The following is a 26,629-nucleotide window of genomic DNA, read 5'->3' as shown; positions in this document are numbered from 1 at the left end:
GTGTCCCGGGTTATGCGGGGGTTTTGTCGCCGGTGTGTTTGGGGGTCTTTGAGTGGGGGTGGTTTGTGGTTTGCGGGTTAAAACCCAAAACCGCACCCCACGACCCACTTGACCCATGCCTCACCGCGCGCCGCTCCCGATCCGCCAGGCAGACAAACCGATCCCGCCCGGCCCGATCCCGCTCGGCCCGATCCCGCTCGGCTTGAGCGAGCGCACCGGCGGTTCGGGGGTGCGGGTCCGCGCCAGCTCCTCCGGCATGTACCGCACGCATTTCCGGTGCCATTCCAGGATTCCGGACATCCAGTTCTTCATGTTGTCCGCGTACCTGGTCAGCACCGCGCGGACCTCGTCGTCGAGCCCGAGGTCGTCGCACATCCGCGGCAGTCCCTCGTCCGCGAGCTGCTCGAACTGCTCCATCCGCGCGTTCATCAGACGGGCGGCGATGTCCCTGGCCTGGAACCTGTCCACGCCGAGGAAGCGTTCGACGACGTAGACGAGGTTGTGCACCTCGCCCTCGTATTCGATCTCCTTCTGGTAGGAGAAGAGATCGTTGGCGATCGTCGCGTAGTCCTGGGCGGCGGTGTCCAGTTCGAAGAGCACCCGGTTCTGGTAGATCTCCGGCGGGACGACGTCGCCGAGCGCGAGCCGCGCGAGGCTCTTCGTGAGGTCCGACCCGAAGGTTCGCCGTCGCATCTCCACGTAGTCGATCGGGTCGGGGACGCGGTTCTGTGCCTGGTTCACCACCTCCCAGACCCAGCTCGCGATCATGCTCTCGACCGCGCGCCGGAACCCCGCCCGCCCCTGCGGTGTCAGCGGTCCGGCGGTGCGGTTCCAAAGATCGGTGAGCCCTCGCTCGATCGGATCGGCGGGCTCGGGCACCGGCTCACCGTCGAGCGGCATGAAGAGGGAAAGCCGGTCGCTGCAGAGCTTCGCCGCGACAGGGTCCCTCCGCATCCCGAAGATCAGCGGGAAGTAGTCATCGCCGTAAGTGCCCCAGGTGAGCCAATCCGACGACAGTTTGAGCTGTTCGAAGTCCGCGTCCGGGTGGATCATCGCGGCGCAGTGCGGCAGGTCGATGCCGCGCATCCGGCGTTCGTCCCAGATCCCGCCGAGTTCGACGCCCGGCACCGAGTCGAACATGCCCATCTTCCGCGCCCAGCCCGGGGCGTATTCGCGGGCGGCGGCGAGGTGCGGGCTGGTGCGGATGGGATACGGCATGCGGAAGTCGGGCAGGGGAAGGTGTCCGACCGGCGCGAACGGCGGCGGTGCCTGCTGCCGCGACCGCTGGACCAGGCCCAACCGGTTCGGCGAGAGCCGTAGTGACTCCGTGCCGAGCCCCGTCGGCCCGCTGAGGGGACCGTTCGCGCCCGAGACCGTGCCCTCGTTCATGTACCGGCTGGATTTCGCGTGCCATTCGTGGCCGCCGGACTGCCAGTCCTGCAGGCCTTTGACGTACAGGCCGATCCCGATCTGTTCCGGCAGCGGAACGTCGTGTTCGGCCAGCAGCGACGGCACCTCGACGAGCGCGGTGTTCTCGAACTGCTGCAACCGTGAGGTCAGCAGGTCGTTGGTGAGGTCGGCGGCCTCCTGCGTCGAACAGTCGAGGAACTTCTCGAAGACGAGGACGGCATTGGAGTTTTCGCCTTCCTCCCGTACTTCGCGCTGGTAGGAGAACAGGTCGTTGCGCAGGTGGACGGCGTCGGCGAAGGTGTCGCGCAGCACCTCCAGCGGCCTGGTCGCCGCGACCTTGTCCGGCACTTCGGCGCCGACGGCGTACTCGATCAGGTTGGCCGACCACGGCGCGCCACCGACGCGGCGGCGCATCTGGATGTACTCGATGGGGTTCGCGATCCGGCCGCGGTCGATGTTGTCCAGTTCCCAGAGCGATTCGACCATCAGGTTGTGCGTACTGGTGACGAATCGCCGCCGCCAGGCTTCCGACATCGAGGGAATGGTGCGTGCCCAAAGGTCCTTGAGCCCGGCTTCGGCGGGATTTTCCGGCTCAGGCGGCGTTTCCCCGGGCCCGGTCATGAACAGTTCCAGCCGGTCCAAATAGGCTTTGGCGCCTTCGGTGTTCCGTGTGTACTTGAATTGCGCGAGAAAATCGTCGTCGAAGAAGAACACCCAGACGTACCAATCCGTTACCAGATCGAGGGACGGCCCGTCACAGTCCGGATGAGTGTGCGCGCAGAGCAGTGCGTAGTCCATCTTCGCCAGCGCCTGCTCGGTCCAGACGACGTCGCCGGACGGCGCGGGCGAATCGAGCATGCCCATCTCCCTGGCCCAAGCCATACTGTGCGTCCGTGCCGCTTCCAGGTGCGGATTGATCCGCGCCGGATGCGGCACGTAGAACTCGGGCAAGGTGAAAGCCTGCATCTGCGACTGCCTCCCGGGCGGATGTCGAATACGTCTCGACATTTCCAGCCCCGTGCCGCGCCGGGCAACGGCCACCCGAGCGATTCCGCGCACCATGGAGTGAATCAGGCCCAGAGTGACTTCGAGTCGATATAGGGCGTGAGAAGCGCGGTCAATATCGCGTCGCCTTTTCCGTCGAGTTCGTCCTCGGCGATCCGCCTGGCGACCCCGACCAGGAAATCGGCGACCTGCACCCGCGGATCCGTCCGCGAATCCACGAACTTCAGCCCGGCCAGCCCCGGACTGGACTGGATTTCGGCGAGCCGCTCTCCCTTGAGCGACGGCTGTTCGTCGTGGACGACGAAGACCGGCTCACCGTCCCCGCTCCAGCGTTCGACGGCGCGGAGGATCGCGGGAACCAAGGGATCGAGGACCTTGGCGTCACGCAACTCGGCGACCTTCACCCGCAGTTCCTCGCTGTCTCCCACCATCGCGAAGAACGACCCGGCCGCGGGATCCCGCCGGTTCCTGGTCCGCAGCACGTCGTTGAACGCGGCCAGCAGTGCGTCGTCCGGGGCGACATCCTGGCCGATGAGTTCGCGGAGTTCGTTCGCCAACAGCAGTTTCTTGTCGACGAGGTGGACGTGCGCGCGTCCGTGGACCGGACCCAGCGGGCCGAGGAACCATTCGAGGACGCGCCGGTGCTTCGTGCGGAGCAGGTGGTTCGCCTTGTATTCGACCGCCGGCGAACGGATCCGGCGCCGCAGTTCGACCAAGCAGGCCGAGGCCTCCTCGACGCTCAGCCGGACTCCCGCGTGCGCGAACACGCCGGTCTGCCCACCGATCAGCTTCTCACCCTCGGACCCGGACTCGTCGCACGCGATCTCCAGGGGCACGTCCGGATCTTGCCCGATCGCACCGGCGTCGTCGACCCACTTACGCGGACTCGGGCAGCGGCTCGCCCGTCTCGAGCAGCGTCTTGAGGCTCGACAGGATCGACGGCCAGCCGCTCTTGATCATCTCCAGCAAGGTGCTTCCCGGCTCGAAACCGTCGTGCACCACGGTCAGCTTCACCAGGTCGCCGACGGGTTCGAGGTCGAACGACACCTTCGACCTCGGCTCGGCCGCGAGCTTGGCCGACACGTCGTCGTCGATCTCCATGGACTTGGCGAATTCCGGAGTGAAGGTGTGCCAGGTGTAGGACAGGCGCCGGTACGGATCGGACTCCAGCACGACCTGCTCGGGGTCCTCCAGTTTCACGCCATGCTGCTCCCAGGCCATCGTCGACCCGGCCTTCCAGTCCGAAGTGAACTCGCAGCGCCAATACTGCCTGGTGAAGGCCGGATCGGTCAGCGCCCGCCAGAGCCGCTCCGGCGTTGTCTTGATGTAGCTGGTGTAGACGAATTCGTTGCTGCTCATGGGTTCCTGCTCCAATGCCTTCTTCAGGTCGGCGAGCGCGTCGACCCGGCCCTGGTGGTACCGGTCGATCCAGCGCTCGGCGATCGCGTTGATCGGCTCCGCGTTCACGTAGTGCAACTTCTCGCGGCCACGCCGCACCGTGGTCACCAGATTGGCCGCCTCCAGCACGGCCAGATGCTTGCTGACCGACTGCCGCGCCATGTCCAGCCCCGCGCACAACTCACGCAGGGTCTGGCCGTTGCGGGCGTTCAGGTCGTCGAGCAACCGGCGGCGACTGGGGTCGGCCAGCGCCTTGAACACCTCGTCCATGTCGCCTTCCTGATATGCAGCCGTTCAGCTGCCTTTCACTTTAGGCAGCCTTCCGGCTGCATGTCAAGCGCCCACGAAAGGTGACAAGCTGTCATGTTTGCGTCACCGTGCGCAGCTCGGCATAATCGAACGCATGTTCTACGGCATCCCCAGTCCGCGTTCGGCCATGGCCGAAGCGCCCAGACCCCCCGAAAGACCTACGCTGACCCCCATGGCGGATCACTGGGACGACACGGAACGGGCCGCGCTGGTCGCACTACTGCGCACCCGGCCCGACGGTCTGACCTGGCTCGATCTCGCACGCGAGATCGAGCAGCGACAAAGCGCCCTTAGGGTGTGGGAGGAGCACCATCCTCCAGGCCTGTTCGACGAGGCCGTCCAGGATTCCGTACTGAACGAAGCCCGGCTTGACATCGACTCGTGGCGCGATCTGGGCTTTCTCACGTTCATGGACGATCTCTACCCACCACAGCTACGCGAGATCCACGACTTCCCGCCTGTCCTTTTCCATCAGGGCAAGCTGCCCGCGGAGGAAACCGGGATGGCCGTGGTCGGCTCTCGGCGAGCCTCCGACCTAGGCCTGCGCATCGCCCGCTCCGTCGCCGTCGGCCTGGCCGACAGAGGCATCACGGTGGTCTCCGGCCTTGCCAAGGGTATCGACGCGGCGGCACACACAGCGGCCCTGGACTCGGGTGGCCGGACGGTCGCGGTGATCGGCACCGGAATCACCCGCCACTACCCAGCGGAAAATCGGGAGCTGCAGCACCGCATCGCGACCGAGGGGCTCGTGATCTCCCAATTCTGGCCGGACTCCCCACCGACGAAACAGTCGTTCCCCATGCGGAACGCCGTGATGTCGGGGTACAGCCGGGCGACGATCGTCATCGAAGCCGGCGAGCACAGCGGGGCCCGCATCCAAGCGCGCCAAGCCGTCGCGCACGGACGTCCGGTCATCCTCACCGACCTCGTCGTCCGCGACAACAAGTGGCCGTCCGAGCTGATCGACCGCCCTGGCGTCCATGTCGCGAGCAGCACGGCCGAGGTCATCGCGGCCGCCGAACAGGTCGTTTCCGGCCCCGCCGAGATCGACGCACTGCTCAATCTCGCCACCGACAGATGATTCCACTTGCCGGCGCGGCTGAACTGCCCACAGTGCCGGGCAGCGCGGACGACATTCGGCAACACACTCGCCGATCTGGTCGTTCCGCTCGCCTACGCGAAAAGCAAGATGAGTCCGACTCACCAATCGGAACACCACGTCTACGGCTGGCCCCTGACTCGCAGCGAGTCCGGCTGAGTATCGGACCTGGCTTCGATACGGAACCACTTCGGTCCCCTCGGCTCGACCGGTTCACCCTCGCCACCGCGTTCCGACCGGCCGTCCAGAGACGCCCGCCCGCTGGCTGCGCCACGACTGGGACGATCATCGGCGGCTGATCGAAGATCTCCACGATCCCTACGACGCATTGCGGTGTCCTGTCACCGGCGACACCTGCCCTGTGGTCACCTGACACCGGTCACGAGTCCCGCGTTTCCCCCGCCGGGAAGAAGATCGCGCTCATCAGGTGCGGCTTCCGGCCCGGCCCCGGCGCGTTCATCGCACGGGCCCTGAAGACCGCGAACAGGTCGTCGACGAACTCCGCCAACTCCTCGGGCGTCAGCCACAACGTCCCCTGCCGGTACCCGATCGAATCGGCGACCGGATCCGAACCATCCCGGTCCAGGTAGGCGTTGAATTCCGCAAGCAAGGCGGCCATCGCCGCGGCGAAGCCCTGCCGATGGTCGCCCAAAGTCATCGCCTTGGCGTCTTCGAGGTCGATCCGCGCCTTGTCCGCGCTCAGGCGATAGTGCCGCTCGACGGCTCCGTGCACCCGCTGCTCGTCGACGACCTCCAGGATCCCCGCCTCGGCCAGCAGACCGACATGCCGGTACGCGGAGGTCTTGGGGACATCGGGCATCCGCGCGCACAGCTCCGACGTCGTCCGCGTGACGCCGCCGTACATGGCGTTCACGATACGTAATCGGACCGGATGAAGAAGAAGGTCGAGAGTGTTCACCCCGGAACGATCCCACAAGTGGTACCGTTCCCAAAAATGGGAATGGAGACTCATGGCCAAGCTGACCGCCGACGCGGTGATCCCGCTGGACACACTCGACCCCACCGCTCCACTGGAGGACCTCGACTGGCTCGGCGAGGCGATCGGGGACGCGCGGGTGGTCGCGATCGGTGAGAGCTCCCACTACAACCGCGAATTCGCCCGGCTACGCCACCGCGTCCTGCGGTACCTGGTCGAGAAGCAGGGCTTCCGGGCTTTCGCGTTCGAGTCGGGCTTCACCGAAAGCCGGCTGGTCGACGACTGGGTCCGCGATGGCGACGGCGAACTCGGCCACGTCCTCGCGAACGGCATGACCTCGCTGACCGGCTTGTGGACGGAGGTCCGCGACCAGCTGGAATGGCTGCGCGCGCATCCCGTCGGCTGCTACGGCATCGACCTCGGCGGCTCGAACATGTCACTGGTGCCGGGACTGGACGCGGTCTTCGCCTATCTCGCGGAAGCCGACCCCGACTTCGAACCCGACCCGGTCATCCGAGAGACGGCGAGTGTCTTCGCGGTGTCGTCACCCTTCTCGGTTCCCGCGGCGGTCGGCGAATACGGAAAGCTCCCCGCCGAGACGAAAGACGCCTTGACCGCGCGACTCGCCGGACTCACGACGCGCCTCTCGGCACACCGGCTGGACTATTCGGCCGCTACAGGCACCGAGGCGTACGAACGTGCCTTTGTCGCGCTCAAGGCCGTGATCACTCTTGAAGCCGTTGTCCGCGCGATGACCGCCGGCGACATGCACACGGCACTGGAGACACGCGACGCCACGATGGCCGACACCGTCGAATGGATCCTTCGCTCCGAAGACCGGATCGTGCTGGGCGCGCACAACGGCCACGTCCAGCGGTGGCGCGGAACCATGCCCGGCGTCGCGCCCGCGGCACCGATGGGCCTGTTCCTCGCCGACCGGATGGGCGCGGACTATGTCGCCATCGGCACCACGTCCGGCACCGGCAGAACCTTGAGCAACGGCCCCGAGTTCTACGCGGGCGAGTTCTTCACCGCACTCGAAGCACCTCGACCGGAGAGTCTCGACGGCGTACTGGCCGCGAGCCACGACGGACTTTTCGCCACCGATCTCCGCAGACTGTCCTCTGTGGACAAAGAGACCATCCAGGCGGTCACCGAGCAGCGAATGGGCTCGTTCTACTCCGGCGTCGACGCGCTCGAGGCTTTCGACATCCTCGTGCACGTACCACTGGTTTCCCCCGCCGAACCGGACCGGGACGCGCTGACCCACGCGCCGCGTGAGGTTCAGGAGATGTTCGCGAAGTGGATCGCCCTTCTCCCGTAGACACCGAGGTCGACTGTGACCGCCGTCACTGTTCCACGAGTCGCCGCAACCTCCGCCGATCATGAACGCCTTCAAGCTCAGGAAGAACCGATACCGGAATCTGGGGAGCACATGAAGAGACTTTTCGCCGTCCTGACCGCGATTCTGGCGGTATTCGCGTTGACACCCGCGTCGCCCGTGGGTGCGACCACCGGCTTCGACCGGGAACTCCAGGCGCGGATCGCGAAAGCCCAGGCCTATGCCAACAGCAGGCCCGGGGAGACCGGGATCGTCCTCCGGGACCGCTGGACCGGCGCCGTCTACCGGAGCGCGGCCGCCGGGACCCTCATCTGGGCCTGTTCCACCCCGAAGCTGGCGATGGTCGTCGACCTGTTGCTGCGCAACGATTCCGGGGCTGTCCAGCTGACCGCCGAAGACCGCGACCTCATGCACCGGATGCTCAACTCCAGTGACGACGCCGCCGCGCACACCCTGTGGACGCGGTACGGCGGGGAGGCCGAGTTCGCGAAGCGCTTCCCGTCCTACGGGATGACCGACATGCGGTTCACCGACCAGCACCCGCACCACTGGGGCTGGATCCTGACCACCGCGAACGACCTGGACCGGCTGATCAACTACGTCCTGACCAAGCTGCCCCGTCAGCACCGCGACTACATCGTCCACGAGATGCGCAACGTCGACGTCAACCAGCAGTGGGGCGTCTGGGGCGCAGGCGCCGCGGCACGTCCTGGCAACAAGGACGGCTGGTCCGACGACAACGACGACGGCTCCTGGATCATGAACTCCGTGGGCTTCGTCGGTCCGCACGAGCGATACACCCTCGCTCTGATGAACAACACCAAGGTCATCCAGAACGGCTACGAAACCGGCCAGGAGACCACCACCAAGATCAGCGAAATCCTGTTCAAGGGCTATTTCAAGGGCTGACCCCAGCGGTCGCGTCGGGCCCGGGGGATCTCCCTTGGCCCGGCGCGTCCCTTTCCCCCGCCGAAGCCCAGCGGTATGGTCAGGCGAAAGCGACCGCGCTACCGCGGGGGCGAAATTGCTGGACATCATCGGGCTGAGTGAAATCGACGTCGAGGTCTACGACGCTTTCGCCGGTACCGGTGCGATGACCGTTACCGAAATCCGCCGGCGAACCGGGCTGTCCGGACAGCGGCTGCCGCCGGTTCTGCGCACGCTGACCGAAAAAGGCTTGCTCACCAGGCTTCCCGGCCCGGCGGAGGCGTATTCGGCGGTGCGGCCGGAGATCGCGCTTGAGGCGATGCTCCGGCGGAAGGAGCAGGAACTCGCGAGTGCGCGGCTGGTCGCCGATAGGCTGCGCGAGCGGTACCGGGGGACCTCCGGTGAACGCGTGGTCGACCTCATCGAGGTGATCCACGGGAACACGCACATCGCCGACCGGGCCGATCAGCTGCTGCGCTCGGCCGAGCGAGAAGTCGTCTTCGTCGACAAACCGCCTTACGCGCAAACGCCGAGTGTGCTGCACCCCGCCGAACGCGACCTCCTCGGCCGGGGTGTGCGGTTCCGCGGGATTTACGAGCGCAGCGCGCTGGAATTGCACGATCTGGCGTCCGACATCGAGGCGGGCATCGCCCTCGGCGAGGAGGCGCGAGTGGTCACCAGCGCACCGTTGAAGATGATCGTGGTCGACAAGCGAATCGGACTGGTGCCGCTGCGTGCCGACCTCCCCGACGTCGGCACGGCACTGGTGATCCAGCCGTGCGCTCTGCTCGACGCGCTCAGCGCGGTTTTCGCCTTCCTTTGGCAGAACGGGCTTCCGCTGCGCCTGCCCGGCTCGGCCGGGCAGGCGGACGTCGCGCCTTCCGACGACGCCCGCCTGCTCGCGTTGCTCACCACCGGGCTGCCCGACAGGAGTATCGCCAAGCAGCTCGGCATGAGCTACCGGACATTCCAGCGACGCCTCCGCGACCTCATGACCGCACTCGGCGCGACCACCCGGTTCCAGGCCGGGCTACAGGTCGCCACCCGGGGTTGGGTCACCTTGCCGGCGACCCGGCCCACGCGTGAGGAGGACGTCATCGAAGACGAGGGTTCGCCTTCGCCACATCCGTGAGCGTGTAGGCCCGCTGGACCGTCTGCGTCACGGTATTGCCGGAGCTGTCCCGTGCCTCCGACCGCAGCCAGACGAACCCGTCGCTCGCCTCGAGTCGCGGATGGTCCACCGTCACCGACCAGAGCCCGTTCCCGTTCGGCCGGACGCTCGCCGCCGCCCACGTCCGCCCGCCGTCCGCCGACGCCGAGACCCGCAGCTGCGTCACCGGCCCGCCGCCGCGTGCGCCGCTGTGCGATCCGGCGAACACGTCGAAGGTGAACGGGCGCCCGGCAGGCGCGCGGCCGCCGGGATCCAGCGCCAGCCGGTGATCCAGCTGGATGAGCGGCTGGAAGGAACACGCGCTGCCCGCGTTGTGGCAGGAGAACCCGAGTGGCGGCGCGGCGTCGGACCGTGCCGAGGAGAACGTCCACGACGTGTCGGTCCTCGTGGCGTGCTGGAACAGCACTCCACTCGGGACGCCGACCTGCGCCTGCCCCGGCATCACGTCGGTCACGTCCAGCCGGTAGGTGGCGGGAACCGGCGCGAGCCGGAACTCCGGGATCAGCGCGAACGGATCGTCCACATTGGACCGTGGGATCTCGGCCCCGTCCCGGTACAGCCGTGCCGTGGTCGCCGTGAAATACCGTGCGTTCTCATAGGGATTCGTGTAGTGCCCGCCCGAACCGGCACCGGCCGTGCCGTCCATCCACTGCAACGCGGGGACGAACAGGTCGGGATCCTTGCCGCCGCGGCACATCGAGCACAGCACCGTCCAGCCGTTGGCCGTCGCCGGGTAGCGAGCCGGATGGTCGGGCGGCAGTTCCACCGCGCCGCTGTGCAGCGGTGCGCGGAACCAGTACTCGTCAGGCCTCGACCGCTCGCCCGCGCGATAGACGTTCTGCGCGTTCATGGCCAGTGTGGCCCGGCGCCCGGCGGCGTCGGTGCCGGAAAGGGTGACCACCCGTTTCCACACCAGCCGATCGTTCGCCGGTCCCGTGTACTCGGTCCACGTGCCGGGAACAGGGATCTTCGTGCCCTGCACGGCCTGTGTCTTCCAGAGCCCGGTCGGGAAAGCGTACCAGTTCTTCTGCCCGGTCAGTCCCGGGTTTTCGGCTTGGTAACCGGTTTTCGTGGCGACCAAGGACTTCTGGTCGACACGCCGGACGAGTTCCTTCGGTACCCCGTTGGGATCGAGGTAGCTGAGGTTGTACATCGCGTCCGGCGTCGCGCGCACCAGCAACCGCACCGAAACCGCGCCGGCGGCCCGCAGCGCCTCCCCTTCTTCCCAGCCGAGGGACAGGGTCGGCACCACCGAACTGCTGAGGCCCGGAACGCTCAACGAACCCGGTGAACCGGCGTAGGGGATCAGCGCCGCACCACCCGCGGCTGATACGGCGCGTGCCGCGTCCGCGATGCCGGCGGAGACGGCACTCACCGGGTCCGGCGCCCCGGTTTGGACCGGAATCCGCACCAGAACGGCCTTTCCTCGCACGTCGAGACCGGCGAGGTCACCCGCGCCACCCGCGCCGCCGAACACGACCGGCAGGGTTCGTTCGCCGGATGCCTTCGCCGTCAACGTCGGTACGTCGTACGCGAGATTCAGCACCTTCGAGGCACCGCCGACGACCCGCATCTCGACCGCGGCCTGGGCCAGCGTCGCGCTGTCCTGCAAAGAAATCGCCCCTGCCGAGGTGGCGGCCGCGGGGGTGACACGTACTTCCCAGCCCGCACCCGAGACCAGCCCGGCTTCGCCGACGTAGCCGTTCACGCCCGCTCCAGCGGGGATCACGCGCCGCAGCATCACCGTGCGGTCCCGCAGGTCGGTGGGGGTGGGGGTGACCAGCCCCGCCGGGACGGCGCTCGCCGCGTTCAGCGTGATCTCGGCCGGAGCCGTGACGGCGACCTGCGCCGTGCTCATCGCCGAATAGCGGCGCACGGTCAGCCCGCGCTCGAGCACCCAGCCGAGTGCCGAATAGCGTCCGGCGGGCACGAGCACCCGCCCGACTCCGTCGACCAGGCCGATCTGCTGGCTCACCTGGTCGAGGAACGGGTCGTTGCGGTTACCCGCACCGGCCGCGTCGTCGATCAACTGGGCCGAAGCGACCTGAGCCGGGCCGCCCGCCGAGTCTCGTACCCGCACCGTCACCGGGAACAGTTCCGCCGCGTTGTAGGTGCTCACGGGCGTCCGCACGGCGTTGGTACCGTCCGCGGTCGTGGCCACCACGGCGCCGCCGTAGACGCCCGCTGTCCCTTCGCTCGGGTTCACGGCGAGGTCGACGGTGGTGCTCGACTTCGGCGGGATCGACAGGTTCGTCTTCGCCAGGCGCATCCCGGTGCCCGGATCGGCGCCGCTGTCCCATGGCCGCACGGTCAGCTTCAGGTTCAGTGCCAGCGGCTGGTCCCCCGAGTTGGTGTAGGACAGCTGCCGGACGACCGGCGCCGCGGCGCCGGTCGTCCGCTCGATCCGGCCGAAGCTCGCGACGGCGGTTCCGGTCGCCTTCTGCGAGACGGCCCGCGCGACATCGAGGAGTCCGGCTCCCTGCTCGTACCAGCGGAGGCCGATGTCCTTGGCCGTGGTGACGAGCGTGTTCTTCAGCGCCTGCCCGGTGAGCCCCGGCTGCTGTTGCAGCAGGATCGCCGCGGCGCCCGCGACGTGCGGGGTCGCCATCGAAGTGCCCGATGCCGCCGTGTAGGAGTCGTCCACCGGGTCGCCCATCGCCGTGTCCGCGGCCCGGGCGGCCACGATCCCGACACCCGGCGCGGTGATCTCCGGTTTGACCGAGGCGTCCCGCAGCCGCGGACCGCGGCTGCTGAACCAGGCGATCTTGTCGTCCCTGCCGACCGCCCCGACCGTGAGCGCGGACGTCGCCGCCCCCGGCGTCGTGACGGTCCGATCGCCAGGCCCTGAGTTCCCCGCCGCGACCACGAACAGCGTGCCGGACTTCGCCGAAAGCGTGTCGATCTGTTCGCTCAACGGGTCGGCTCCGTCGCTGACCCCGGCACCGAGGCTGAGGTTCACTATCTTCGCGCCCTGCGCGACGGTCCAGTCGATCCCGGCCATGACCTGTGCGGTGTCAGCCTCGCCGGAGGCGTCGAAAACCTTGGCCACCATCAGCTTCGCGTCCGGTGCCACGCCCTTGTACCGGCCGCCGGATGCCGCGCCGGTGCCCGCGATGATCGACGCGCAGTGGGTGCCGTGACCGTGGCGGTCCACGACGTCGCCTTCACCGGTGAAATCGGCCGAGGTGGTCACCTTGCCCACCAAGTCGGGATGGTTCGCGTCGATCCCGCTGTCCACCACCGCGACCGTGGTCCCCTTCCCGGTCCACCCGCCGCTCCACGCCGACGGCGCACCGACCTGCGCGGTGCTCTTGTCCAGCGCCACCCGGACCTTTCTGTCCAGCCGGACCTGGGAGATCCCTTGATTCAGAACGGGTTTCCCACCCGGGTCGAACGCGACGAGCGAACGCCAGAACTCGGCGGTCCCCGCCTTCTTGACCTGCACTCCCACTCCGTTGGCCGTGACGAGCGGGGTGAGCCGCTGGGTCTGCGGAAGCGTCTTCGCCTTCGCGTCCAGAGATCGCGCGGACAGGCCGGCGCGGTCGCCGTAGCGCACGATGACGGGAATCGTGGCGCTCGCCGTGTCGTCACGCCGGTCTCCCACGAGCGCGGTGACGTTGAACAACTCCGGGCTCAGCAATCCCTTGCCGACGAACGGAAGCGCGTCCGACGGATACACCATCAGCCCTTCGGCCGTGGTCGTGATCTGGAACGCCGGGTTCGGCCGGTCCGGCCGCACCGCCGGTTCGACCTGTGCGCTGTCGTGCCCGGCGCCGTCTCGTTCATAGGTCACCACGTCGCCGGTCAGCAACGTGACGCGATGGACGTCCGGCCGCCCGGCGACGGGAGCGGGGCCGGACACGGCGGCGGTCGCGGGGGTCGCGATCACCGGTAGAGGGGAAAGGGCGACCAGTGCGGAGGCCGCCAGAATCGCCACCGGGTGCCAGGGGTGTCTCGTCATATGAGGGGAACGGGGGAACATCGAGCCTCACGCTCCTCGGATAGTGAGAAGCGGCCGTGGGCACGGCCGCCGCGAAGATGGAGTTTCCCGAGGATGAAGCAGGAGTTCCCGGATTGGCACGATTCTCGTTGGCGGTATGTCGCCGTTGGCGAGATACCGCCATGGAAGGGCCCGGACCGCCGACGGCGGCCCGGGCCCGGGTGTGACGGGTCGGACTACAGACCCGGGGTGCGCATCTGGAGCGAGAAGTCCTGCCGGTTGTTGTCGGTGTCGGTGCTCAGGATGTTGCGGGTGTTCGCCGCGTTGAGCTGATCGGTGAGGGCGTTCTCCGGAATCGCGGCCTGGCCTTCACGCGGGGTCACGACGGCGTTGCTGAAGGCCACACCGTCGATCTTCGCACCGGACATGTTCTGCAACGCGACGCCACCGAGGGCCGGGATGCCCTCGACGCTGGTCAGCGTGAACGGAATGACGTAGGTCTGGTCGACGATGGTGCCGGAGAAGTTCTGCCCGACCAGCACCGCGTACTGGCCCGCGTTGCCCTTGGGCTGCAGGATCGTGCCGGCGGGCAGGACGATCGTGTCGGTCACGACGTTCGACGGCGAGTAGATGCGGATCGTGTAGCCGCTCACGTCCTGCGGCTGGTTCGAGACGTTGCGCAGCTCGATGAACTCGTCGAGATTGCCGTTCAGGCCACGGGTCGAGACCTCGTTGACGACCACGGAAGACGAGACAGCGGGCGCGGCTTCGGTTTCCTGGCCTTCACTGGCCGCGTTCGCGACACCGCCCGCCATACCCATCGCCAGCATCGCGAACACCGCGGAGGCACCCAGAATTCGTCGCACGGGAAATTCCTTTCAGCTTTGATTTTCGGGGATTCTCATTTCGCCGGACCGGAGTCTTTCAACCGGCGGCGACCACATAATCATCCGACAATCGGGGTTCCGCCGGGAAGGGGCCAGTTTTTCGGTACTTTCTCGTCAATCGATAAATGTCCGCCGCCGCCTTCTCGCGACAGCGGCAGCGAGCTCGAGCTCCCGGCTGGACGTGTCCAGCACATCGCCGAGCCACTGCCGCCAGTACGGGCCGGGGATGCGTTTCCCTCGCTCCCAGCGAGAAATCTCTTCTCGGGTCACGCTGTCGTTGCCGGAGAGATTATGCAGCTTCGCGACCAGGTCACCCTGTGACCAGCCTTTCGCGATTCGTTGTTCGGCCAGCAGTTCACACAGCGGGGACGTATCCCCGCGTCTGCCATTCGCAGCCACGACCGTACCTTTCTGCTACTCGTAGGCGGATGGTGAAACCGGGAAGGCGAACGACCCTCAGCCGATCGGCCGTACGCAACCGAAGTCGGCCTTGTTGTTGTCGGTGTCGCGGCTGACGGCGTCCCGCGCCTGAGCGAAACCGGGGCAGCCGACAGCGGCCTGGTTCTCGCGGCACGGCGACGACGGCGCCCATCCGACGCTGTCGACCCGGGTTCCGCGCCGGTCCAGCAACATCTCGCCGTCCCCGACGATCGCTTCGACGACCATATGCTGCACGGCCCCGCCGAAGCCCTGTCCGGTGATGAGAAAGTGGTCACCGGCGGGGATTTCGCTTCCGGCGGGGATGGCGGCCAACTCGACGGGCGCGGCTTCGCCCGTGCAGGCTTGTACCGACCAGCCGCCGATGTCGAGTGCGGCGGCGCCGGTGTTGCGCAGGTCGATGTAACCCGCCGGACCGCCGAGCACCTCATGGATCTTGGCCGACGAAGACCGGACGGTATCCGGAGCGAGAGTTCCGGCGATCGCGAGGATCAGCCACAGGAAACCTGGCTTCGTCATGACATCAACGCTAGAAAAACGATCTCGGCGCCACAGGATACGGCGGGTACCGAACCTGGTCCGGTCCCGGTACTTCCGGTACGGTCCCCACCCGACCGGCCTAGCGCCGGTAGCCTGCAAGCCGGTCCGCGGCGGCCGGATCGCCTTCGTGCGGAGTTGTTTCCAGCCGCGGCAGCGGGTTGCCGCCCGGCCGGAATCGCACTTCCCGGAACAGGTCACGCCTGCTGCCGAAGCCCAGTTTCTGCAGGATCCGGCTGACGTAGTTCTTCACCGTCTGCGTCGCGAGGTGCAGTTCTTCGGCGATCTCGTCGTTCGACCACCGGTAGAGAATCAGCGCGAGGATGTCCTCCTCCCGCCTGGTCATCACGTTCGCGTACCGCACGGCTTCGGTGACCGCCGGCGGGGTTCCGCCTGCCTGCAGGCACACCCGTTTCCCGGCCAGGGTGGAACGCACCGCCGACAGCATCTGACGGGTGCTGGCCGACTTGTGCACGAAGCTGTCCGCGCCCGCGTTCAGCGCCATGGCGATGGCAGAAGGTGAGGCGTCACCGGCGAAGACCAGGACGGTCGCCCGCTCGAAATGTTCCTTGACGAACCGGCAGATCGCGGTCCCGGCGGGCTCGCCCCACATCGACAGCTCGGTGATGACCATGTCAGGGTGGGTCTTTTCGCACTGCCACAACGCTTCCGGCTCGCTCGCGGCCTCGGCCACCGCCCCGACCTCTACCGAATCCCGCAACAGCCTGCTGAGCGCGTATCTGATGAGAGGCTGATCGTCTACGACAAGCGTGGTGACGCGGTTCATGGTTCCCCTTGGGGTATTCGACGGTCGCCCGGGTGACCCCGGGCCGTGCGGGTCAGGTCCGGGCTCACCCCAGGCGGCGCCCGCATTCGCCGAGAACAGGTTCGCCGGCTCGAACGATCCGTCGAACCGACCGCCGCGGCGACGTCGGTACTCATTTTTTCGCCGAATCCCTTTCCTCGATGGCCGGTATGGATCTTCCCGCTTCCACTCGGAAGTGAGGACCCGCAATCGGGTGACAAGGGAGAAAAGCCGCCGCGCGAGTGGCCGGATTTGGGCCGGACGGCGGAACGGGGATACAGATTCCGAACCAGCCGCGCCGGACCTGTGGAATGCCGCGGCCGATCGTGCTATCAAGGCCCGCCGGCGATGAGGATCATCCGATGGGTCCGTCTCCATTTGGTACTCACTGCAACGCGAACCGGCGTTCGGCATATCGTGCACGCCCGTTCACCATACCGAATTGGTTTCCTCACGCTGAAAAACAAGGGGCGGTGACGTTCTTTTCGGCCTGTCCGGTGAACGACAGGCCGGGGATCCGGTTTCGCGTGGGGTGGTGAGTGATAATGAGCGTTCCATTGAGTCGTACACCGCACTCACGTGCTCAAAGAGCTACGCCCTCGCCCTGCCCATCACCCCGGCGAACAGGCCGCCCGCCCACTCACGATCCCAAGGTCGGCTTACCCGCGCAGGACGTATCCGACGCCGCGCACGGTGTGGAGCACCGGCGGCTTGCCGAGCTTGTTCCGCAGCTGCGCGATGAGCACTTCGAGCGCGTTGGGCGACGGGGGCACCAGCTCGTCCCAGCCCGCGTCGGTCAGCTCGCGGCGCCGGACGGGCTCGCCCGCCGCGACCACCAGCCGCCGCAGGACCGCGAACTCCTTACCGGTCAACGTCAACGTGACGCCACCGCGGCGCGCCTCGTGCCTGCCGGTGTCCAGTTCGAGGTCGAGGAAGCTCAGCACCGGGGCGGGCCCGGAGTCGCCACGGCGGCACAGACTGCGTACTCGCGCGATCAGTTCGGCCATCGCGAAGGGTTTGACCAGGTAGTCGTCGGCCAAGGCCAGTCCGGCGATCCGGTCGGCGACCGTGTCGCGCGCGGTCAGGAACAGCACCGGGACCTCCCAGCCGTCCCGGCGGCGTTCGCCGACGTAGCCGAGGGAATCCCCGGACGGCAGCATCCGGTCGAACACGGCGCAGTCGTAGGCGTTGACACTCAACGCTTCGTCGGCGTCGGGGAGGTCCTTGGCGACGTCGACGGCGAATCCGGAACCGCGAAGTGAAGCCTCGACGGCTAACCGGAGATCCTCATCGTCCTCGGTGACCAGTACGCGCACCCCTTGACCGTAGCGTGATCACCCGGCGAGCTCGATCAGCCAGCCGCGGTCCGCGGCCTTCGCGCCTGCCTGGAAACGGCTGCGCGCGCTGAGCCGGTGCATCAGATCGGACACCATCCTCCGCACGGTCCGCACGGAGACGCCCAGCCGGGCCGCGGCGGATTCGTCGGTGTAGCCGTCCATGAGCAGCGCCAGCAGGTCCAGCTCTCGACCGGTCGGTCCCGATCCGGTGGGTGGCGTTCCGGCGAGCCACAGTCGTTCGAACAGCTCGGCCACGGCCTTGACCACACTGGGCTGCCGGAACACGGCGAGCTCCCCGCATTCGTCACCCGGCAGCAGCGCGAGCGTGCCGTCGACGACGAGCGCGGCCATCGGCACGGCGGCCACGGTGCGGATTTCGGCGCCGTGGGACGCGAACGTGTCCAGCCGCCTGGCGGCCTCCGGGACGATCCTCGCCTCGATCGGCGCGAGTACCCGGTAACCCACGCCGCGCCGCAGGTTCTCGCGGTCGGCGTCGCGGAACGCCCGCAGCGATCCGGCCGTGCCGGTCATCGCCGCCACGACGAGCACCTCGCGGGTCGCCGCCGAAACCGTCGCGTCGATGTCCGTCCGCGGTGCCCAGCAACACGGCGGGGAAAGGTGTGACCGGTCGAGTCCATAGTGGATGGTCGTCATGCCACCCGCTCCAGCTGTCCGGACGCCGCCCGCCTGGGCTCCAGGCGGACGGTCATCGCCCCGGCGAGCGAGAACTCCCGCCCGCGCGTGGTGACGATGGCGGCACTGCGGCCGGTCGCGGGCAGCAGTGCCGCGACCTGGCCGCGGGTCGCGGCGTCGTCGAAGACCAGCAGCACCCGCCGCCCGGCGAGCTCCGAGCGCCACAGCGCGGCCCGTTCGTCCACATCGGACGGAATCAGCGCGGGCGGGAGCCCGAGGCCGCGCAACAGCCGCTCCAGTACGGCCGCGGTGTCCAGTGGCCGGGTCCCGCCATGCAGATCGACGAAGAACTGGCCGTCGGGAAAGCGCTCGCTGATCCGATGGGCCGCGGCCACCGCGAGCGCCGTCTTCCCCACCCCGGCCGCGCCGGAAACGACGACCGCGGGCGCGCATCCGGTCAATGCCCGGCCCAGTGCCACGAGTTCCCGGTCCCGGCCGACCAGCGGCTCGACGGCCCGCGGCAGCTCCCGCCGCGGCCGGTCCGGTGCCCCGGAGCCGTGTACCGCCTGGAACGCCTTCATCAGCTCGGGTCCCGGGCGCACCCCCAGTTCGGCGGCCAGCAGCCGCCGCGCCCGGTGGAACGTGGCCAGCGCCTGCGCCGGGCGGCCCATCCCGTGCTGGGCCCGCATCAGCCGCGCCCAGACGTCCTCGCGCAGCGGATCGTCCACGGTCAGCGCCTGCAACGTGGCCACCGCGTCGGCCGTCCGCCCGAGCCCGAGCTGGGCCTCGGCGAGCGACTCCCGCAACCGACGGTGCAATTCGTCGAGCCGCTCCACAGCGTCGTCGGCGAGGACGTCCAACCCCTCGAACGGCCGCCCACGCCACAGTCGCAAAGCCTGCTCCACCAGTGCCAACGCGGTTCCCGGCGCCCCCGCGGCCAGTGCCTGCGCGGCATCGCCGGCCAGTGCCTCGGCACAGTCGGCGTCCAGCTCACCGGGGGCGACGTGCAGCCGGTAGGCCCCCGCCCGCCCCTCGATGCGGGGGCCGTCGTGTTCCGGCAGCAGACGGCGCAGCTGCCACATGTAGGTCTTCAAGTTCGCCTCGGCCGAAGCCGGCGCGGCCTGTTCCTGCCAGGTGTTCTCGATCAGCCGATCCACCGCGACCCACGCGTTAGGCTGCACCAGGAGCGCGGCCAGCACCGTGGCGGGTTTCCCGCCGGGCGGCCGCCCCGTGACGCCGTCGCGGCCACGCACCTCGAGTGGCCCCAGGACCTGGAAGAGCACCATGCTCACACCCCTCTCCCTCGTGTCCTCCTACGATCGCGCCATGTACCTGAGGTTCCGATGACAGCGGCGCGCGTGCTGGTCGTGGAAGACGACGAAGACCTCCGGGTGGCGATCACCGCCGAGTTGACCGGGAGCGGCCTGCGCGTCCGCGAGGCCGGTGATCTGGCACAGGCCGACGCCGAGCTGGCGGCGGGCGGGATCGCCTGCGCGGTGTTCGACCGGATGCTGCCCGACGGCGATTCGATCGATTACGTCCACCGCCGTCGCCAGGAAGGCTGGGCGGTACCCGTGCTGTTCCTGACCGCGCGCGACAGCCTCGCCGACCGGGTCGCCGGATTCGAACACGGCGGTGACGACTACCTGGTGAAGCCGTTCGCGGTAGCCGAGATGAGCGCCCGCGTCCACGCGCTCTTCCGCCGCGCGGGCGCCGGACGACCGTCGGTGCTGCGCCACGAAGACCTCGAAATGGACTGTGCCCGGCGGCAGGTGCACCGCGGCGGCGCCCTGCTCACCTTGAGCGACAAGGAGTTCGCGGTGCTGGAGTACCTGCTTTCCCGGCTGGATCAGGCTGTCGGTCGCGACGAGCTGATCGAGCACTGCTGGGACATGAGCACCGACCCGATGTCCAATGTGGTCGACGTGGTGATCCGGCGCCTGCGGGTGAAGCTCGGCGCGCCAGAGCTCATCCACACCGTCCGCGGTCGCGGCTACCGGATCGCGGGCCGGTGAACGGCTCCGCCGCCGATCGTCTCCGGCGCCTGCGGTGGCTGCTCACCTGGCTGTTCACCGGGCTGAACGCCGCCGGGCTGGTGGTGCTCGCCTGGCTCGCCGTGAGCGCCGACCTGCAGCAGCGCGAAGTCCAGCTGGACAGCGAACTCGCCCGCGTCACCGCACCGGTCAAACGGCTGATCACGGGCGAAGGCGACACCGTCACCACCGCCTACGTCGGCCAGGACGAAGTGAACCGGCAATGCCCGCAGTTCGTGATCCTGCCCAGCGGCGCGGGCGGGTTCCCGCCGTACACGAGCGGCCGGATCTGCGTGCCGATCGACGCCACCCGGTTGCAGGCCTTCGCCGACCTGTCGGTGCGGAACGGGGCCGTGCTCAACGGCTACAGCAGCGGAACCGCGGGTGAGATGGTCCGCGTCGGCGTCGAACCCTTCCGCAACCGCAACAACCAGGAGTCGGGCGCCATCGTGGCGGTCGCCGACGCGCGGGACGCCCTCGCCGCGCATGAACAACTGAAACTGCTGGTCATCGGCGGATGCGTGCTGCTGCTGGGCGCCATCGGCGTGACCGGGCACGTGCTGTCCGGACGCGCGATCCGGCCCGCGACCGCCGCACTCCAGCAACAGGAGGTCCTGCTCGCCGAGACCGCCCACGACCTGCGCACGCCGGTCGCGGCGCTGCGCGCGCTGGCCGAAGCGGCGCTGCGCAACCCCGCCGAGAGCGACGAACTGCTGCCACGGACCGTCCGGCTCGCCGGACGGATGGGCGGCATCATCGACGGCCTGCTCGTGCGCGCGCGGCTCGCTGCCGGGGTCGAATCGCCTGCCATGCAGCCGGTGCGGCTGGACCAGCTCGTCGCGAGCGTGGTGGCGGAGACGCCGTCCGAGGGCGCTCAGGTGACGCTGGTGGCGGCGCCGTCGACGGTCTCCGCCGACCCCACGCTGGTCCAGCGCGCGGTGGCCAACCTGCTCGACAACGCGCTGCGCTACGGACGCCGTCCCGGTTACGAGGCCATCGTGCACGTCACCGTCGCCGGCGGTCAGGTGACCGTCGCCGACAGCGGGCCGGGGATCGACTCGTCGGTCGCGGAGGAGACGTTCGACCGGTTCACCAGCGGCGGCGGGTCGAGCGGGCTCGGTCTGTCGATCGTGCGATGGGTAGCGCTCGCGCACGGCGGCAGGCTGCGCGTCTACAACGCCGAAGAGGGCGGTGCGATCTTCGAACTGAAACTGCCGGAAGCGTCCTGACGGCGAAATGTATCCGAGCGGCTCCATTCTGTACCTGGTTCTTCTATGATCAGGCGGTGCCGGAGAGGGGATTCAAGCGGCGTATGCCGCTCATCGTGCTGTCGGCCACCTGCCTGGCGCTCGTGATCGCGGTCGCCACCGGCGCGGTGAAGCCGGTCCCCGGACTTGGCCTCACGCAGCCCGGGCATTGGGTCGCCAATCCCGCTCTCGGCCTGGTCTTCTTCGTCAACGGAGCCAATCGGAGCGTCGACGCCCAGGCCGCCGTGCCAGGTCTCGAACCCGGCTCGGACGTGGTCCAGGGCGACACGAGCGCGTACGTGATCGGCCAGCGGCGGATCATCGAGTTCGGCAAATCCGATCTCACCGTGAGCCGCACGGTGGACCAGCCGGTGACCGGTGAGCGGCCGGTCCTGCTCGAAACCGCGGGCGGGCCGTATCTCGTCTTCCGCGAGGCCGGGCGGGTCGTCCGGCTCGGCGACGCGTTCGCGTCGATCGACACGGGCGGCTCCCTCGGCGATCCGGTGGCCACCTCGGACGGCACGGTCTGGTTGCAGCGCACCGGCGACGGAATGCTGTGCCGGCTGTCGAAGGGCGCCGACGCCGTCGGCTGCCCGGTCCAGGCCGTCCGCGGGCATTCCGGTGCGCTGACCGTCGTCGGCGACACCCCGGCGTTCGTCGACACCACGGCGAGCACCCTGCAGACCGTCACCGACACCGGACTCGGCAAGCCGCTGCCGCTGAAAGCGTCGTTCAGCCCTGCCGCACAGATCGCCTCGGCCGACGCGGCCGGGCGGATCGCGGTCCTCGAGCCGGGTCTGCGCAAGCTGTACCTTCTCGACGCCAGTGGCCTGAGCGCCGGGCGCGATCCCGGCCCGCCCAACACCATCGACCTCTCCGACGGCCAGTACTCGCGGCCGACGGCTTCGTCCTCGGCCGTCGTCCTGCTCGACCTGACCCGCAACACCGTGCTCACCTACTCCCCGGACGGCCTGCCGCGGCACACGATGCCGATCCCGCCGGACAACGGCTCGCCGAAGCTCTCGCGCGGCGAGGACAAACGGGTCTACATCGAAGGCGCGCAAGGGAACCACGTCCTGGTGGTCGATCAAGAAGGCACGGTCGCGAAGGTCGCGGTGACCGCCGACAAACCGCCGGTCCCGCTGTCCACGACACCTCCGCCCTCGACGGTCCAGGCGCCACCGCAACGAGGCAACGGCGGCGAGCGGCCGAAACCGCCGCCGCAGTCGAAACCGCAGCCGCCTCCCACGTCGGCCAAGGCATTGGCGGCGAGCCCTCCCGCCATCCCCGGCGGCCTCCGCGCCACCTTGGCGGGCGCGACGGCGAACGTCACCTGGGGCGAGGCGGCCGCCAACGGCGCGGCGGTGACCGGATATCGCGTGTCGTGGACGCCGTCGTCCGGCTCGGGCGCGGGTTCGGCCACCCTCGGCGGTGACGCGCGGTCGACGTCGATCCCGAATCTGCGCGAAGGCGTGACCTACACGATCGCGGTCGCGGCGGAGAGCCGCGCGGGGCGGGGCGCCCCGGCCACGGCGAGGGTCTCGCGGCCCGCGCCGCCGAAACCGACGATCACCATCAGCCGCGGCAAGACCGGGACCTACGACGAGACGTGCGAGGCGCCGGCGTGCGCCAAGATCCACGTGGTGATGAAGAACTTCAAGCCTGGCACCCGCGTCAAGGTCAGGCCGTGGTCGAGCGATCCGGACTACAGCAACCCTGGCCGCACGTGCGAGATCGAGGACGATGGTGGCTGCACCTTCGAGGCGTTCGACTTCGGCCAGGTCGGCAATCAGGTGTGGGTGGTCTCCGACACCGGCGTGAAGTCCAACGTCATCACCTGGAAATCGGGCTAGCGAACGCAGCGGGCGCCGCGGATGCCCTTGCTCTCGCTTTCGTAGGAGTGCACGATGTCGGTCGCCTGTACGACGAAGCAGTACTGCCGACCGGGCTGGACATCGACCCGGTAGGTCGTGCCGCTCTCGACGTAGTGCGTCTTGCGCGGCAGGTCCACGCCCGCGACGATGACGGCGTAGTGCAGCGTGGATACGTTGCTGCGCCAGGAAAGTTCGACGTAGTTACCGTGGTCGGCCGGATCGGCGAGGTCGAGTCGCACGGGCTCGGCGGTCGTGCTGGGCGCGCTGGTCACCGGTAGAGCGCTCGCGGGCGGCACGCTCAGCTCACTCGGCCGGTTCTGCAGCACGAAAACCGCTGCCGCGGCGAGGAGCACGGCCCCGGCCGCGACGCCTACGATCAACCTGGCTTTCCCCTTGCGGCGGGATTTCGCGTGCTCCGGGCCGTAGTCCAGGATCGGCGCGCCAAGAGGGCGCGGGGTGGCCGCGACGCCGGGCGTCGCGCCGAGCCGGGTGGCGACCAGGGTGGCGTCGATCGGCCGGGCGCCGGGGTCGCGCGCCAGCAGTGAGGCCACGAGCGGACCGAGACCCGCGGGCAGGCCGGGCCGGTCGATCGGCGGCACCGGCCCGCTGAGCATGCGCAGCGTCAGCTCCTCCTCGCTCTCGCCCGGCTCTTCCCGCGCCGGGGAACGGCCGGTGAGCGCGAAATACAGCAGCGCACCGAGGCCGTAGAGATCGGTTCGCTCGTCGCGAATGCCCTCGGTGATCGTCTCCGGCGCGAGGAACCCGACCGCGGGATCCCCGGGGAACGACTGGCGCAGCGCGAGCCCGAAGTCCGCCAGCACCGGCGCTCCTGACGCGCGGAAGAGGACGTTGCCCGGCGTCATCCCGCCGTGGACGACGCCGGCCTGGTGCGCCGCGGCCAACGTCGTCGCGAGGGCTTCGCCGAGGGAAAGCACATCCTGGACCGAAAGCGGCCCGAAGGCCCCGACGAGTTCGGCCAGCGATTGCGTGCAGAGTTCCATCCGGACGCCGAACCGGCCGTCGGGCAGGTCCTTCGCTTCGGCGGGGATGAGGACCGTGCCGAGCTCGCTCAAGGAGTTCAGCGCGGAAAGTTCCTTGTCCAGCTCACCGCGGGTGCGACGGTCGACGCGGCCGGGGTACACCTTGAGCGCGAAGGCCTCGCCGGTCGTCTCGTCCATTCCGGCCAGCACGGTGGCGGCCGGGCCCTCGCCCAGTGGCACCAGCTCGTCGTCTTCCATCATTCTCAGTCTGTCATCCGCGGGCCGCCTACGGCGAGCATGTCCGGTTATTGCCGCCTTTCGCCGATGTACCGCGGATGTATCCGCCATGGACCCCCGCGGGCCACTCTTGCCGCCACGGCGGTGGTTTCTCCACGCCCCATGACCAAGGAGGCGAACATGAAGCGGAATCTGCGGCGCGCGGCCGTCTACGGAGTGGCCGGGCTGGCGACCGCCGCGATCGGCGCGACGACGGCGAACGCTTTGGTGGACAGCACGGACGACAGCGCGGCCCCGGCCCCCGCACAGGCCCCGGCCCCCGCTCCGGCCCACACGCCCGGGGCCGCACCGGTCGCGCCGAAACCGGTGAACGCCTTGCCGAAGGCGCCCACCGCGGCCGCACAGCCTGCCGCGCCCAAACCCGAGCGCCACGTCAAACCCGCGGCGGCCCATCGCGCCGCCGTCCCGGTCGCGTTGTCGAAGCCGCAGGTGAAGAAGGTGCGGCAGGCGCCGGAGCAGAAGCGGTTCGTGGTGCAGGCGGCGGCCAAGGCGCCGACCGTGTCGCCGCCGACGGTGTCTCCGTTGCGGCTGGCGATCGCTCCGGCCACCCCGAAACTGGACACCGCGATCAAGGCCGTCGACGACGCGCGCAAGAACGTCAAGACCGCCGAAAAGACGTTGCGTGACGCCAAGAAGCGGCTCGCACAGTCCGAAAAGGACCTGAAGAAGCTGCGCGAGGAGATGAAGTCGGAGGCGGGCAAGAAGCCTTGCCACCACCATGGCGCGCACGACCGGCTCAAGAAGGCCGACCTCCCCGACGATCTGGCGAAGCGGCTGGCGGCCCTTCGCGCGGAAGGCAAGACGGTTTCGAAGACCACGCACAAGTCGGGCAACACGGTCACGAAGACGGCGAGCTCGTCGGGCAACGGCGCGTCCTCGTGGTCCAGCGCGACTTCGACCAACGGCACCGTCTCCGCCAACGCCTGGTGACGCCATGACCGCCACGCTGGAACCCACCCGGTACATCGTGATCCCACAGGAGGTCTGGGAGCGCGAAGACGCGCCGCCACCTCCTCCCGACGACGAGTTCGAGCCGTACCCGGAAGACGACGCCGAATACCTCGCTTGCGAACCCGAACCGCTGAGCCTCGGCGCATACACCGGCCTCGGCGGCGCCACGGGTTCGCTGGCCTTCGGCATCGCGGCGGGCGTATTGGTGGCGTCGCCGATGGGCCTGGTGGTCGGCGTGGCGGCGGGCGTCTTCGGCGGTCTGATGGGCCACTCGCTGGCCGAAGAAATCTACGAACGCAAGCACTGAGCTGAAGACCGCGGAGAGGGGGATCGTGAGCGGTAATGACGGTTCTACTGAGGGGTAAGCCAAATTCGGCGCCCTCGGCAAGGGGAAACGCCTGCTGCCGAGCGGGAAGTGGCCAGCACCTCTGCGGTGCGCACCCCTCGATGTCGACGCCCGCCGCTCGTGTCGCGAACACCGCTGCCCCCAGCGTCGAAGCGTGATGTCCTGAAGGACCCCGTTGAGACCTTCAACGTCCCAAAGGGGGCCTTCAGGACACGCCACATTTGAGTCACCTCTCAATAACCGTCATTACCGCTCACGACGCACAGGCGGGCTATGGCGTCCGAAACGAATCCAAAACGTGCCGCCTCGACCGAATCTCGGCGTTGCCCGGAGCGCGGTCGAATTCCCATTGGGTCCAGCGGTGCGAAACATGCCGAGGACAGGAGGTCTGATGGAAACCACGGGACGTCCACTGACCAGGTCGATACTGTACGGCCTATCAGGTGGAGCGTTGTCAGTGCTCTTCATTCTCGCCGCCGCTCAACAAGCCGAGGCGGCAGGTGGCAAAGGCGGCTCGGGCGCCCCCGTTGATCTGCACAAGGTGCGGGAGCTCGCCAAAGGTTCAGGTGAGCGGCGGGTGGCCGAGCAGGCGCAGCGGGAGGCCGCGGAACGCAAGGCGGAGAAACCACAGGAGAAAACTCCACCACGCCAAGGCGTCCCCATCGGAGGCAAAGGCGGCTCCGGCCAACCAGTCGACCTACGCAAAATCATGAAAACCGACAACGA

The 26,629-nt window shown here is 68.5% G+C and carries 23 protein-coding genes; 10 read left to right on the top strand and 13 right to left on the bottom strand.

Annotated features, from left to right (window positions below; translation table 11 throughout):
* Positions 1–120: 120 nt before the first annotated feature.
* The 3 genes from ACZ5ZX_RS13500 to ACZ5ZX_RS13490 form a co-directional block, all read right to left on the bottom strand.
* Positions 121–2,376, bottom strand: a complete 2,256-nt coding sequence (locus ACZ5ZX_RS13500) for a terpene synthase family protein (protein ID WP_465502288.1) — start codon at positions 2,374–2,376, stop codon at positions 121–123.
* Positions 2,377–2,480: 104 nt separating this feature from the next.
* Positions 2,481–3,251, bottom strand: coding sequence for a DUF3800 domain-containing protein (locus ACZ5ZX_RS13495; RefSeq protein WP_465502287.1), 771 nt, complete (start codon positions 3,249–3,251; stop codon positions 2,481–2,483).
* A gap of 40 nt (positions 3,252–3,291) precedes the next feature.
* The gene (locus tag ACZ5ZX_RS13490) at positions 3,292–4,083 is read right to left on the bottom strand and encodes an ArsR/SmtB family transcription factor (protein WP_465502286.1); all 792 of its coding nucleotides are present in this window, start codon (positions 4,081–4,083) and stop codon (positions 3,292–3,294) included.
* 211 nt (positions 4,084–4,294) lie between these two features.
* Between ACZ5ZX_RS13490 and ACZ5ZX_RS13485 the strand changes: the two genes are divergently transcribed.
* Positions 4,295–5,203, top strand: a complete 909-nt coding sequence (locus ACZ5ZX_RS13485; protein WP_465502285.1) for a DNA-processing protein DprA — start codon at positions 4,295–4,297, stop codon at positions 5,201–5,203.
* A 397-nt stretch (positions 5,204–5,600) separates the two neighbouring features.
* Here the strand turns inward: ACZ5ZX_RS13485 and ACZ5ZX_RS13480 are convergent, their stop codons facing one another.
* A complete protein-coding gene (locus ACZ5ZX_RS13480) occupies positions 5,601–6,194 on the bottom strand; it encodes a helix-turn-helix domain-containing protein (protein WP_465502284.1) in 594 nt (197 codons plus the stop codon).
* Between ACZ5ZX_RS13480 and ACZ5ZX_RS13475 the strand changes: the two genes are divergently transcribed.
* The 3 genes from ACZ5ZX_RS13475 to ACZ5ZX_RS13465 all read left to right on the top strand — a co-directional run bounded on the left by ACZ5ZX_RS13475 (position 6,193) and on the right by ACZ5ZX_RS13465 (position 9,559).
* Entirely contained in the window at positions 6,193–7,482 is a 1,290-nt protein-coding gene (locus ACZ5ZX_RS13475) for an erythromycin esterase family protein (RefSeq protein WP_465502283.1), read from the top strand. The genes ACZ5ZX_RS13480 and ACZ5ZX_RS13475 overlap by 2 nt on opposite strands.
* 111 nt (positions 7,483–7,593) lie before the next feature.
* On the top strand, positions 7,594–8,409 hold the full coding sequence (locus ACZ5ZX_RS13470; protein ID WP_465502282.1) for a serine hydrolase: 816 nt from the start codon (positions 7,594–7,596) through the stop codon (positions 8,407–8,409).
* Between the two features lie 115 nt (positions 8,410–8,524).
* On the top strand, positions 8,525–9,559 hold the full coding sequence (locus ACZ5ZX_RS13465) for a helix-turn-helix domain-containing protein (protein ID WP_465502281.1): 1,035 nt from the start codon (positions 8,525–8,527) through the stop codon (positions 9,557–9,559).
* Here ACZ5ZX_RS13465 and ACZ5ZX_RS13460 read toward each other — a convergent pair.
* From ACZ5ZX_RS13460 to ACZ5ZX_RS13425, 8 genes are all read right to left on the bottom strand, one after another.
* Positions 9,522–13,487, bottom strand: a complete 3,966-nt coding sequence (locus tag ACZ5ZX_RS13460) for a S8 family peptidase (RefSeq protein WP_465502280.1) — start codon at positions 13,485–13,487, stop codon at positions 9,522–9,524. The two genes, ACZ5ZX_RS13465 and ACZ5ZX_RS13460, sit on opposite strands and share 38 nt — an antisense overlap.
* Before the next feature lie 287 nt (positions 13,488–13,774).
* Positions 13,775–14,404, bottom strand: coding sequence for a lamin tail domain-containing protein (locus tag ACZ5ZX_RS13455; RefSeq protein ID WP_465502279.1), 630 nt, complete (start codon positions 14,402–14,404; stop codon positions 13,775–13,777).
* Between the two features lie 135 nt (positions 14,405–14,539).
* The gene (locus ACZ5ZX_RS13450; RefSeq protein WP_465502278.1) at positions 14,540–14,824 is read right to left on the bottom strand and encodes a helix-turn-helix domain-containing protein; all 285 of its coding nucleotides are present in this window, start codon (positions 14,822–14,824) and stop codon (positions 14,540–14,542) included.
* A gap of 57 nt (positions 14,825–14,881) precedes the next feature.
* Positions 14,882–15,382: a lamin tail domain-containing protein gene (locus tag ACZ5ZX_RS13445; RefSeq protein WP_465502277.1), complete on the bottom strand. Its 501-nt coding sequence runs from the start codon at positions 15,380–15,382 to the stop codon at positions 14,882–14,884.
* A 100-nt stretch (positions 15,383–15,482) separates the two neighbouring features.
* A complete protein-coding gene (locus ACZ5ZX_RS13440; RefSeq protein ID WP_465502276.1) occupies positions 15,483–16,187 on the bottom strand; it encodes a response regulator in 705 nt (234 codons plus the stop codon).
* 677 nt (positions 16,188–16,864) lie between these two features.
* Positions 16,865–17,521 (bottom strand): winged helix-turn-helix domain-containing protein, encoded by a 657-nt coding sequence (locus tag ACZ5ZX_RS13435; RefSeq protein ID WP_465502275.1) that lies wholly within the window; start codon positions 17,519–17,521, stop codon positions 16,865–16,867.
* Between the two features lie 18 nt (positions 17,522–17,539).
* Positions 17,540–18,196, bottom strand: a complete 657-nt coding sequence (locus tag ACZ5ZX_RS13430) for a helix-turn-helix transcriptional regulator (protein WP_465502274.1) — start codon at positions 18,194–18,196, stop codon at positions 17,540–17,542.
* Entirely contained in the window at positions 18,193–19,461 is a 1,269-nt protein-coding gene (locus ACZ5ZX_RS13425) for an AfsR/SARP family transcriptional regulator (RefSeq protein WP_465502722.1), read from the bottom strand. Before ACZ5ZX_RS13425 ends, ACZ5ZX_RS13430 begins: the two co-directional genes overlap by 4 nt.
* A 57-nt stretch (positions 19,462–19,518) precedes the next feature.
* Here ACZ5ZX_RS13425 and ACZ5ZX_RS13420 point away from each other — a divergent pair, with 57 nt between their 5' ends.
* From ACZ5ZX_RS13420 to ACZ5ZX_RS13410, 3 genes are read left to right on the top strand one after another with little or no spacing between them, the layout of a single operon-like run.
* Positions 19,519–20,190, top strand: coding sequence for a response regulator transcription factor (locus ACZ5ZX_RS13420; RefSeq protein ID WP_465502273.1), 672 nt, complete (start codon positions 19,519–19,521; stop codon positions 20,188–20,190).
* Positions 20,187–21,437, top strand: coding sequence for a sensor histidine kinase (locus tag ACZ5ZX_RS13415; RefSeq protein ID WP_465502272.1), 1,251 nt, complete (start codon positions 20,187–20,189; stop codon positions 21,435–21,437). Before ACZ5ZX_RS13420 ends, ACZ5ZX_RS13415 begins: the two co-directional genes overlap by 4 nt.
* 56 nt (positions 21,438–21,493) lie before the next feature.
* On the top strand, positions 21,494–23,308 hold the full coding sequence (locus ACZ5ZX_RS13410; RefSeq protein WP_465502271.1) for a fibronectin type III domain-containing protein: 1,815 nt from the start codon (positions 21,494–21,496) through the stop codon (positions 23,306–23,308).
* Here ACZ5ZX_RS13410 and ACZ5ZX_RS13405 read toward each other — a convergent pair.
* A complete protein-coding gene (locus tag ACZ5ZX_RS13405) occupies positions 23,305–24,567 on the bottom strand; it encodes a serine/threonine protein kinase (protein ID WP_465502270.1) in 1,263 nt (420 codons plus the stop codon). The two genes, ACZ5ZX_RS13410 and ACZ5ZX_RS13405, sit on opposite strands and share 4 nt — an antisense overlap.
* A 159-nt stretch (positions 24,568–24,726) precedes the next feature.
* Between ACZ5ZX_RS13405 and ACZ5ZX_RS13400 the strand changes: the two genes are divergently transcribed.
* The 3 genes from ACZ5ZX_RS13400 to ACZ5ZX_RS13390 form a co-directional block, all read left to right on the top strand.
* A complete protein-coding gene (locus ACZ5ZX_RS13400) occupies positions 24,727–25,536 on the top strand; it encodes a hypothetical protein (RefSeq protein ID WP_465502269.1) in 810 nt (269 codons plus the stop codon).
* A gap of 4 nt (positions 25,537–25,540) precedes the next feature.
* Positions 25,541–25,864, top strand: a complete 324-nt coding sequence (locus ACZ5ZX_RS13395; protein WP_465502268.1) for a hypothetical protein — start codon at positions 25,541–25,543, stop codon at positions 25,862–25,864.
* A 430-nt stretch (positions 25,865–26,294) separates the two neighbouring features.
* A partial coding sequence (locus tag ACZ5ZX_RS13390) for a hypothetical protein (RefSeq protein ID WP_465502267.1) occupies positions 26,295–26,629 on the top strand: 335 nt, incomplete at its 3' end.

It is taken from the genome of Amycolatopsis sp. NPDC033938 (assembly GCF_055575975.1).
This window is presented reverse-complemented; position numbering and strand designations above follow the sequence as displayed.